The sequence below is a fragment of the Niallia sp. M35 genome, from assembly GCF_050971705.1.
Lineage (GTDB): Bacteria > Bacillota > Bacilli > Bacillales > Cytobacillaceae > Niallia > Niallia circulans_A.
On record NZ_JBPCEP010000010.1, the window covers coordinates 241,968 to 249,827 of the forward strand.

The window sequence follows — 7,860 nt, forward strand, 5'->3', positions numbered from 1 at the left end:
GGAGATAATGGATTTCCGTGAAATGATGGAATCTAAATATCGAGATCTTCTTGTGAACTATATTAAAGATGAATCTGAACAAGCTCTTTATCAAGGGCAAAAGTTTAGTAGGAAATCAATTGAACAAAAAATATCACCAGAAGATATAATCAGTTTACATAAATCTATTCTGATGGATTTATATCCAGATATACCTGGATATGTAACAAAATCCTTTGATATCCTTTTAGAGGTTATGATAGGCTATGGATTTGCTTATAGAGAACATCAAAGCTTGCGTCATGTTCAGCAAGAGTTAAGAAGCGAAATGGAAATAGCAGCAAATGTACAGCAAACTTTATTAAGCACAGATATTCCAAAGGTCGATGGATTAGATATTGGGGCAATAAGTGTGCCGGCTAAAATGATGAATGGCGATTATTATCACTTTGTTCATGATGATGATCAGATTATTAACATTGCCATTGCAGATGTGATAGGGAAGGGTATTCCTGCTGCTATGTGTATGTCGATGATTAAGTATGCGATGGACAGTCTTCCGGAAAATAGGAATAAACCAAGCAATGTTTTAGAAAATTTAAATAGGGTCGTTGAACAAAATGTAGATCCTAGTATGTTTATTACCATGTTTTACGGAGCATATGATGTGCTTTCACATGTATTTCATTATGCCTCAGCTGGTCATGAGCCTGGCTTATATTATCAAGCGGAAACGAAACAGTTTAGTGAGCTGAAGACTAAGGGATTATTGCTGGGTGTTGATAAAAGGACGAAATATCAGCAGTTTGAAAAGCAAATTTATCCAGGAGACATGATTGTTTTAATGTCAGATGGGGTAACCGAGTGTAGAACAAAGGAAGGCTTTATTGAAAAAGAAACGCTTCTTGGATACATAAGGAAACATATGCATTTAGATGCACAGAATATTGTAGAAAATGTCTTTAAGGAATTAGAAAAAATTCAAGATTTTCAATTACGTGATGATTTTACTTTAATTATTTTTAAAAGAGAAGTTTAATGGTACCTCTAATGGGGTATATGACAATATCGTAATAATGTGAAGGTGGGTCGGGATGAATATCATAATAGATGTAAAAGAAAAAGAATTGGATGTAGAAGTTAAGGTTTCTGGTGAAATTGATGCGTATACTGCTCCGAAATTAAGGGAGCGGATTTATTCCTTTTCTGAAAAAGAAGGAATGAAAATGATAATTGATTTATCAGATGTAAATTATATGGATAGTACTGGTTTAGGTGTATTTGTAGGCATATTTAAGAATGTTCGAGCAAATAATGGTGAATTTAAGTTAGTAGGTCTATCAAGCCGCTTAATCAGACTGTTTGAAATAACTGGATTAGCAGACATTATAGACATAAATAGCAAGATAGAAGGTGGAATACAATGAGTCATTTTGAGTACATCGAAATGAAAATTCCTTCTAAACCGGAGTATGTTGGGATTATTCGCTTAACATTGTCTGGAATTGCAAGCAGAATGGGCTTTAGCTACGATGAAATTGAAGACTTAAAGATAGCTACAAGTGAAGCCTGTACAAACGCTGTGCAACATGCGTATAAAAATAAAGACGCAGGAGAAGTTTTAGTTGGATTTCGATTATATAATGATCGCTTGGAAGTCATTGTAGCTGATAATGGGAAAAGTTTTGACTTTCATTCCACTACAAAGGATTTGGGTCCGTATGAGCAGGATGAGTCGGTGGAATTTCTTCGTGAAGGAGGACTTGGCCTATACTTGATCGAAACATTAATGGATGAAGTCAAGATTCACCATAATAACGGGGTAACTGTTTTCATGACAAAATACCTCGAAGGAGAGCAGGTGGAGAGGGATGCAGAAACAATCTCAACCTAATCGCCATTTATCAAAAGAAGAAGTAAATGCTTTAATTAAAGATTTTCAAAGTACCCAAAATGAGAAGGCGCAAGAAGCGCTTGTTATAAATTATCGTGATTTAGTAGAAATGCTGGCACGAAAATATTCTAAAGGTAAAATGTTTCATGAGGATATTACACAGGTTGGAATCATTGGATTAATAGGTGCTATTCATCGCTATGATGAAAGCTTTGGAAAAAGTTTTGAAGCCTTTGCGGTTCCAACCATAATTGGAGAAATTAAACGGTTTTTAAGAGATAAAACTTGGAGTGTTCATGTACCCAGAAGAATAAAAGAGCTTGGTCCTAAAATAAAGAAGACGGTTGAGCAGCTTACTACCGATTTACAGCGTTCTCCAAAGGTGGATGAAATCGCCGATTATTTAGATGTCTCCGAAGAAGAAGTATTAGAAGCAATGGAAATGGGCAGAAGTTATCAAGCATTGTCTGTTGATCATTCGATTGAAGCAGATTCGGAAGGTGGAACTGTTACACTTCTAGATATTGTCGGAGATGTAGATCAAGGCTTTGAAAAAGTAAATCAAAAGTTAGTTCTTGAAAAAGTACTGCATGTACTAACAGAGAGAGAAAAGAGTATTATTCAATATACATACTTGGATAATCTTAGTCAGAAGGAAGCTGGAGAGAAGCTTGGCATTTCTCAGATGCATGTTTCTAGGCTTCAGAGAAGAGCCATCAAAAAGCTACAAGAAGCAATTCAGGCGGAGACCAGTAATTCGGAGTTTATCTTATGAATGAGTTGAAAGACAATAATGTTCATGTGCTTTCCTACCAGACTAGCAAGAAAGGGAAAACCCTTTGTGGAGATAGTTTTTTTTATACATCAACGGATGAATACTTTATTTGTGTATTAGCGGATGGACTTGGTAGTGGTGAATATGCAAACGAGGCATCCGTTGCAGTTACGGAGATAATTAAAGAAAACCATGCCAAATCTGTAGATGAATTAATGGAACTATCCAATAATGTTCTTGTAAAGAAAAGAGGGGCTGCTGTTTGTGTTTTTAAAATAAACTATGCTTCTAAGACAATTGTATACAGTTGTGTAGGCAACATACGATTCTTTCTTTATTCTCCTTCAGGTGAACTGACGTATCCACTCCCGGTAACGGGGTATTTGTCAGGAAGACCACAACATTATCATACACAACGTTTTACTTTTGAAAACCATGCTAAATTTCTTGTTTTTTCCGATGGATTTAATATTCAAGGAATTAAAAATTTGCTAAAAGGCTATTTACCTATTAGGTCCATAGCAAATGATATTATTGGGAAATATAATAACTCTAACGATGATTCTACTTTTATACTAGGAAGCTTACTTTGAAAAGTAAGCTTTTTTTTGTTCGAAATGGAAGTTCGCTCATTTAATCGTATCCTTTGCTACGATATTGAACACCTATAAGCTAGTAAAATAAAAAGAGAAAGGAAGGGATGTAATTTCCTTTATGTTGATAATATGTTTTCCAAGAACCTTTTGCTAAAATAGAGATAGATCAAAATAAAAGGTATTACTTTCGTATAGAAAGATAATAGGAATAATAATTTACGTGATGTTCGACGAATCTAGAAAGGATATGGTGTTATGGAGAAGGTTTTGGAACAGGAAAAAGGACAGAACTATTTAGCGATTATAGCAAAAGAACAGAGTGTATCAATTAAACAAGTGAAAAGTGTTATTACATTAATAGAAGATGGAAATACCGTTCCTTTTATTGCTAGATATAGAAAAGAACAAACAGGGGCACTAGATGAGGTGCAAATAAAAGATATCATTGATCGGTATACATACATTCAAAACTTAGCACAACGAAAAGAGGAAGTTATTCGTTTAATTGAGGAACAGGGGAAGCTCACAGAAGAGCTGCATAACAATATTATAAAGGCAATTAAGCTGCAAGAAGTAGAGGATTTATATCGTCCGTATAAACAAAAGCGTCGAACAAAAGCAACGATTGCTAAAGAAAAAGGGTTGGAGCCTTTTGCAGAATGGTTAGTTAGTAAAGAAAAGAAAAATTCTTTAGAAGAAGAAGCAGATAAATATATCTCGGAGGAAAAAGAAGTTTTATCCATTGAGGATGCAATAAATGGAGCGAAAGATATACTGGCAGAACAGATATCAGATGATGCAGAGAGCAGAAAATGGATAAGAAGTAAGACAATGCTTACTGGGAAAATTCAGTCAACCGCTAAAAAGGTAGAGAAGGACGAAAAAAATATTTATGAAATGTACTATGAATATGAAGAACCAATAAATAAAATTGTCCCTCATCGAACTTTAGCATTAAATAGAGGAGAAAAAGAAGATGTTTTAAAAGTAGCCATCGTTGCTCCGATAGAAGTAATTACGGAATACTTAGAGAAAAAGTGGTTAACAAATGCCCGATCCCCTGAAGGCTTAATCATAAAAGAAGCTATTGAGGATGGCTATAAACGTCTTATTCAACCATCCATCGAAAGGGAAATAAGAAATGAGTTAACCGAGAAAGCGGAAGAACAGGCGATACACATTTTCTCAGAAAATCTTCGGAATCTATTATTACAGCCACCTCTAAAAGGGAAAATGGTTCTTGGAGTAGATCCAGCATATCGGACAGGCTGTAAATTAGCGGTAGTAGATGAAACAGGGAAAGTATTAGAAATAGGGGTTATCTATCCTCATCCGCCTGTATCTAAAACAGTAGAAGCGAAAGCAAAGTTCCAAGAAATCTTAGATCGATATGATATTGAAATGGTTGCAGTTGGTAATGGTACTGCTTCAAGAGAAACGGAACAATTTGTAGCAGATATGCTAAAAAAGCAAAATAAAGAAATCTATTATTTAATAGTAAATGAAGCGGGAGCGAGTGTATACTCTGCTTCAGAAATTGCTAGAGAAGAGTTTCCGGATTTCCAAGTAGAAGAAAGAAGTGCTGTATCGATAGCGAGAAGACTGCAAGATCCGCTTGCTGAATTGGTTAAAATTGACCCGAAATCCGTTGGAGTTGGTCAATATCAACATGATGTATCTCAAAAAAAATTAGCAGAATCATTGCACTTTGTAGTAGAAACAGCAGTTAACCAAGTTGGTGTTAATGTAAATACAGCATCTTCTTCTCTGTTACAATATGTTGCGGGTCTTTCCAAAGCGGTTGCTAATAATATCGTAAAGAAACGAGAAGAAGAAGGGAAATTCATAAGTCGCAAACAATTAAAGAAGATACCGCGCCTAGGTGCAAAAACATATGAACAGGCAATTGGTTTCCTACGTGTATTGGATGGAGAGGAGCCTTTAGATAGAACGGGCATACATCCAGAGCATTACGATGAAGTAAAAAAACTCTTATCTACATTAGGATTTAAAACAAAAGATATTGGTACTACAGCTTTAAGGGAAGCATTAACAAAGGTTAATCTGAAGGAAAGTGCACAGGAACTTAATATAGGGGAATTAACGCTAAAGGATATTATTGAGGCATTAGTTCGTCCATCCCGAGATCCACGTGACGATTTAGCTGCACCATTATTAAGAAAAGATGTATTGAAACTAGAGGATCTGCAAACGGGCATGGAGCTACAAGGAACTGTTCGAAATGTAGTTGATTTTGGGGCATTTATAGATATTGGTGTAAAGCAAGATGGCTTGGTTCATATTTCGAAGCTGAGCAATAAGTTTGTAAAGCATCCCCTTGATATAGTAGGTGTGGGAGATGTTGTTACTGTTTGGGTAGACAGCGTCGACCATAATAAAGGAAGAGTAGCACTAACAATGCTAAAACCAAAAGAAGAAAAATAATAATAAAAAGAAGCCTGCGTTGATGGAAGAGATAACGCAGGTATTCTTAGTTTATGAAAAGAAAATGAGTTCATTTTATAATGAAAAGTTAATTAGCAGCATTTTTACGGCAATAGTAATACCAACATTGATTCAACAGCTTTACTTGATAGCTATTTTTTTCATAGAAAGCTTTTTTGATTTGGTTTTGTAACCAATTAGGCATTATATCCACTCCTTATTTTTTTGATTTGGCTAGGCTGAAATAGAAAATTTACTTTAGCTTTTCATGCCGATAACTAAAAAAGGTAGAAAATTGCCTAGTTTAAGGTGGGAATATAGAATTTTTTATTTAACTTGATTACATGATTGTGTACGTTTTAGTAAGTTATAAAACTATTGTATGCTATAATAGTTTGTCTTGTTGAGGAGGAATGAGCGGTACGATGACAAATGAGGAATTACAAAAGTTAGTGGAGGATATATCGTGGGATTACTTTAAAAGAAACTTTGAGCATAAAGCAATCTTTAATCCACGATTAAGAACCACTGGTGGAAGATATTTGTTAAGCACTCATAATATTGAAATCAATAAAACATATTATGATCTGATGGGTTTAAATGAATTAGTAGGGATTATAAAACATGAATTATGTCATTATCATCTTCATTTATTAAACAAAGGATATCAGCACAAGGATGCTGATTTTAAGTCTCTTCTAAAAATGGTAGGTGGCCCAAGATATTGTTCACCTTTACCAGTTGGAAATAAGAAAGGTAACTCAAAGCGAATACTTATTTATTCTTGTGTTTCTTGTAAACAGCAATATACGAGAAGAAAAAGAATGGATATAAAAAAGTATGTTTGTGGGAAATGTAAGGGAAGATTAAAATTAGAAGAAGTGATTCAGATAGATAAGTAATTATAGATGGATGGATTTTGTTTTAAAAAAAGTTTCAAAAGGTGCTTGACTTATTATTTATATGTCCTTATAATGTAAAGAGTCGACAAGAGAGCAGTCATTATAATGCTGCTAGTAATTGTTTCGTTTGATAACAAATACGTCGATAGAAATTATTCCGCAGTAGCTCAGTGGTAGAGCATTCGGCTGTTAACCGAACGGTCGTAGGTTCGAGTCCTACCTGCGGAGCCATTTTTTGGGGAAGTACTCAAGAGGCTGAAGAGGCGCCCCTGCTAAGGGTGTAGGTCGCGTAAGCGGCGCGAGGGTTCAAATCCCTCCTTCTCCGCCAGAAAGCGATTTGGTATTATGGCCCGTTGGTCAAGCGGTTAAGACACCGCCCTTTCACGGCGGTAACACGGGTTCGAATCCCGTACGGGTCATTTGTTATTTTATAAAAAGTTTGGTCCGGTAGTTCAGTTGGTTAGAATGCCTGCCTGTCACGCAGGAGGTCGCGGGTTCGAGTCCCGTCCGGACCGCCATTTATATTTAATATTGGGCTATAGCCAAGCGGTAAGGCAACGGACTTTGACTCCGTCATTCGTTGGTTCGAATCCAGCTAGCCCAGCCAAGAGCCATTAGCTCAGTCGGTAGAGCATCTGACTTTTAATCAGAGGGTCGGAGGTTCGAATCCTCCATGGCTCACCATTATATATTAGAACAAGCGGGTGTGGCGGAATTGGCAGACGCACTAGACTTAGGATCTAGCGCCGCAAGGCGTGGGGGTTCGACTCCCTTCACCCGCACCATCTAATTAATGAACGAAACAGATTTATGAATGTACAATGGATCATCTCTTATAGTGCGGTCGTGGCGGAATGGCAGACGCGCTAGGTTGAGGGCCTAGTGGGGGTTAACCCCGTGGAGGTTCAAGTCCTCTCGGCCGCATCAAAAAAAGTGTTGACAGCCGATAAAAAATATTGTATGATTATAAAGTCGCTTTCGGAAATATGCGCCCGTAGCTCAATTGGATAGAGCGTCTGACTACGGATCAGAAGGTTATGGGTTCGACTCCTTTCGGGCGCGCCATATTCGGGAAGTAGCTCAGCTTGGTAGAGCACTTGGTTTGGGACCAAGGGGTCGCAGGTTCGAATCCTGTCTTCCCGACCATGAATGTTCGTCAAGTAAAAAAGAATATCACTCTTATTATGCGGGTGTAGTTTAATGGTAAAACCTCAGCCTTCCAAGCTGATGTCGTGGGTTCGATTCCCATCACCCGCTCCATTTTATTTT

General features: G+C 36.8%; 8 protein-coding genes and 11 tRNA genes. 18 read left to right on the top strand and 1 reads right to left on the bottom strand.

Features of this window, described 5'->3' with window-relative positions:
- Positions 1 to 7 precede the first annotated feature (7 nt).
- The 6 genes from NiCM35_RS15910 to NiCM35_RS15935 all read left to right on the top strand — a co-directional run bounded on the left by NiCM35_RS15910 (position 8) and on the right by NiCM35_RS15935 (position 5,689).
- A complete protein-coding gene (locus NiCM35_RS15910) occupies positions 8 to 1,018 on the top strand; it encodes a PP2C family protein-serine/threonine phosphatase (RefSeq protein ID WP_047944176.1) in 1,011 nt (336 codons plus the stop codon).
- A gap of 55 nt (positions 1,019 to 1,073) precedes the next feature.
- Entirely contained in the window at positions 1,074 to 1,406 is a 333-nt protein-coding gene (locus NiCM35_RS15915) for an anti-sigma factor antagonist (RefSeq protein ID WP_095331009.1), read from the top strand.
- Positions 1,403 to 1,873 carry an anti-sigma B factor RsbW gene (gene rsbW, locus NiCM35_RS15920; RefSeq protein WP_047944173.1) on the top strand — a complete coding sequence of 157 codons (471 nt, stop codon included), beginning with the start codon at positions 1,403 to 1,405 and terminating at the stop codon, positions 1,871 to 1,873. Before NiCM35_RS15915 ends, rsbW begins: the two co-directional genes overlap by 4 nt.
- Positions 1,851 to 2,648: an RNA polymerase sigma factor SigB gene (gene sigB / locus NiCM35_RS15925; protein ID WP_047944172.1), complete on the top strand. Its 798-nt coding sequence runs from the start codon at positions 1,851 to 1,853 to the stop codon at positions 2,646 to 2,648. Before rsbW ends, sigB begins: the two co-directional genes overlap by 23 nt.
- On the top strand, positions 2,645 to 3,241 hold the full coding sequence (locus NiCM35_RS15930; RefSeq protein WP_095331007.1) for a PP2C family serine/threonine-protein phosphatase: 597 nt from the start codon (positions 2,645 to 2,647) through the stop codon (positions 3,239 to 3,241). Before sigB ends, NiCM35_RS15930 begins: the two co-directional genes overlap by 4 nt.
- 258 nt (positions 3,242 to 3,499) lie before the next feature.
- A complete protein-coding gene (locus tag NiCM35_RS15935; RefSeq protein ID WP_095331005.1) occupies positions 3,500 to 5,689 on the top strand; it encodes a Tex family protein in 2,190 nt (729 codons plus the stop codon).
- 88 nt (positions 5,690 to 5,777) lie between these two features.
- Here the strand turns inward: NiCM35_RS15935 and cmpA are convergent, their stop codons facing one another.
- Entirely contained in the window at positions 5,778 to 5,894 is a 117-nt protein-coding gene (gene cmpA / locus NiCM35_RS15940) for a cortex morphogenetic protein CmpA (RefSeq protein WP_123260059.1), read from the bottom strand.
- A gap of 220 nt (positions 5,895 to 6,114) precedes the next feature.
- Between cmpA and NiCM35_RS15945 the strand changes: the two genes are divergently transcribed.
- The 12 genes from NiCM35_RS15945 to NiCM35_RS16000 all read left to right on the top strand — a co-directional run bounded on the left by NiCM35_RS15945 (position 6,115) and on the right by NiCM35_RS16000 (position 7,851).
- On the top strand, positions 6,115 to 6,591 hold the full coding sequence (locus NiCM35_RS15945; protein ID WP_095331001.1) for a SprT family protein: 477 nt from the start codon (positions 6,115 to 6,117) through the stop codon (positions 6,589 to 6,591).
- Positions 6,592 to 6,747: 156 nt separating this feature from the next.
- Positions 6,748 to 6,822, top strand: a tRNA-Asn gene (locus tag NiCM35_RS15950).
- 6 nt (positions 6,823 to 6,828) lie between these two features.
- A tRNA-Ser gene (locus tag NiCM35_RS15955) sits at positions 6,829 to 6,919 on the top strand.
- A gap of 19 nt (positions 6,920 to 6,938) precedes the next feature.
- Positions 6,939 to 7,010, top strand: a tRNA-Glu gene (locus tag NiCM35_RS15960).
- A gap of 22 nt (positions 7,011 to 7,032) precedes the next feature.
- A tRNA-Asp gene (locus tag NiCM35_RS15965) sits at positions 7,033 to 7,109 on the top strand.
- Between the two features lie 14 nt (positions 7,110 to 7,123).
- Positions 7,124 to 7,198 (top strand) — tRNA-Gln (locus tag NiCM35_RS15970).
- A 1-nt stretch (position 7,199) separates the two neighbouring features.
- A tRNA-Lys gene (locus tag NiCM35_RS15975) sits at positions 7,200 to 7,275 on the top strand.
- Between the two features lie 16 nt (positions 7,276 to 7,291).
- Positions 7,292 to 7,376: transfer RNA gene (locus tag NiCM35_RS15980), tRNA-Leu, on the top strand.
- A gap of 55 nt (positions 7,377 to 7,431) precedes the next feature.
- A tRNA-Leu gene (locus tag NiCM35_RS15985) sits at positions 7,432 to 7,515 on the top strand.
- 64 nt (positions 7,516 to 7,579) lie between these two features.
- Positions 7,580 to 7,656: transfer RNA gene (locus NiCM35_RS15990), tRNA-Arg, on the top strand.
- 4 nt (positions 7,657 to 7,660) lie between these two features.
- Positions 7,661 to 7,737, top strand: a tRNA-Pro gene (locus tag NiCM35_RS15995).
- Positions 7,738 to 7,777: 40 nt separating this feature from the next.
- Positions 7,778 to 7,851: transfer RNA gene (locus NiCM35_RS16000), tRNA-Gly, on the top strand.
- Positions 7,852 to 7,860 lie beyond the last annotated feature (9 nt).